Source organism: Methylobacterium sp. WL116 (genome assembly GCF_008039455.1).
GTDB lineage: Bacteria > Pseudomonadota > Alphaproteobacteria > Rhizobiales > Beijerinckiaceae > Methylobacterium.
Map to the genome: position 1 here is coordinate 1 of NZ_VRUV01000873.1, position 1200 is coordinate 1200.

At 72.8% G+C, this 1200-nt stretch carries 2 protein-coding genes; one reads left to right on the forward strand and one right to left on the reverse strand.

Annotated elements, in window-relative coordinates; genetic code table 11:
- On the forward strand, positions 1-654 hold a 654-nt coding region (locus tag FV223_RS28085; RefSeq protein ID WP_147729936.1), incomplete at its 5' end, for an rRNA adenine dimethyltransferase family protein.
- A 34-nt stretch (positions 655-688) separates the two neighbouring features.
- Here the strand turns inward: FV223_RS28085 and FV223_RS28090 are convergent.
- Positions 689-1200: TIM44-like domain-containing protein (locus FV223_RS28090; protein ID WP_187276284.1), on the reverse strand; the 512-nt coding region annotated here is incomplete at its 5' end.

Here is a 1200-nt window from a genome sequence, read left to right on the forward strand (position 1 = left end):
GCGCGGGTGATCGCGGTCGAGCGCGATCCCCGCGCCCTGCCGGCCCTGGCCGAGATCGCGGCGCACCATCCCGGGCGGCTGACGGTCGTCGACGCCGACGCCCTGGCCTTCGACCCGCGGCCGCTGATCGGCGACGGGCCGGCGCGGATCGTGGCGAACCTGCCCTACAACGTCGGCACCGCCCTGCTCACCGGCTGGCTCGAAGGCGAGGCCTGGCCGCCGTGGTGGGATTCCGCCACGCTGATGTTCCAGCGCGAGGTCGCCGAGCGCATCGTCGCCGACGAGTCGGAGCGGGCCGATTACGGCCGCCTCGGCGTGCTGTGCGGCTGGCGCACGCAGAGCGACATCCTGTTCGACGTGGCGCCCTCCGCCTTCGTGCCGCCGCCGAAGGTGACCTCGAGCGTCGTGCGCATCGTCCCGCGCGCCACCCCCCTGCCCTGCCGGGCGGGCGCGCTCGAGGCGGTGACGCGCGCCGCCTTCGGGCAGCGCCGCAAGATGCTGCGCCAGAGCCTGAAGGGGCTGACGCCGGAGCCGATCGCCCTGCTCGCGGAGGCCGGCATCGCGGAGACCGCGCGGGCCGAGGAGGTGCCGGTGGCCGGCTTCGTCCGGCTCGCCAACCTGTGGGACGCGCATAGAAAGGCCGGCGCCCCGTGAGGGACGCCGGCCGGTTTCGTCGAAGCGTGGCGTCTTAGCGGGTCTGCTGGATCGCCGAGAGGATCCACGGGCGCCCGGGTGTGCGCACGAAGGTCCAGAACTCGGTCGCCTCGCCCGGCTCGGTGGAGACGACGCGGTTGCTGTTCCGGTCGATCGTCACGTCCTTCAGGGTGTAGCGCATCGCCACCGTGGCGAAGTCCTGCGCGCCCTCGCCCCACGATTCCGACAGGTCGCCCTGCTGCAGCTTCACGTCCGAGATGCGGTTGACGACGCCGCGGGCGGCATTGCCGCGCAGCTCCTCCTCGAAGTAGCCGGCCATCTCCGGCGTCGCGAGGTTGCGCAGGCCGACCATGTCCTCGTGCGAATACGCGTCCTGGACCTCGTTGAGCAGGCGCTCGAACGACTGGAAGTCGTTCGGGCCGATCTGCACCGGGCGCTGCTGCGGCGGACGCTGGGCGCCGCCCATCATGCCGCCCGCGGCGTCGTCAACCGCATCTCGGACGTGAAGCTGCAGCAGGGCGACCTGTCGGAATCGTGGGGCGAGGG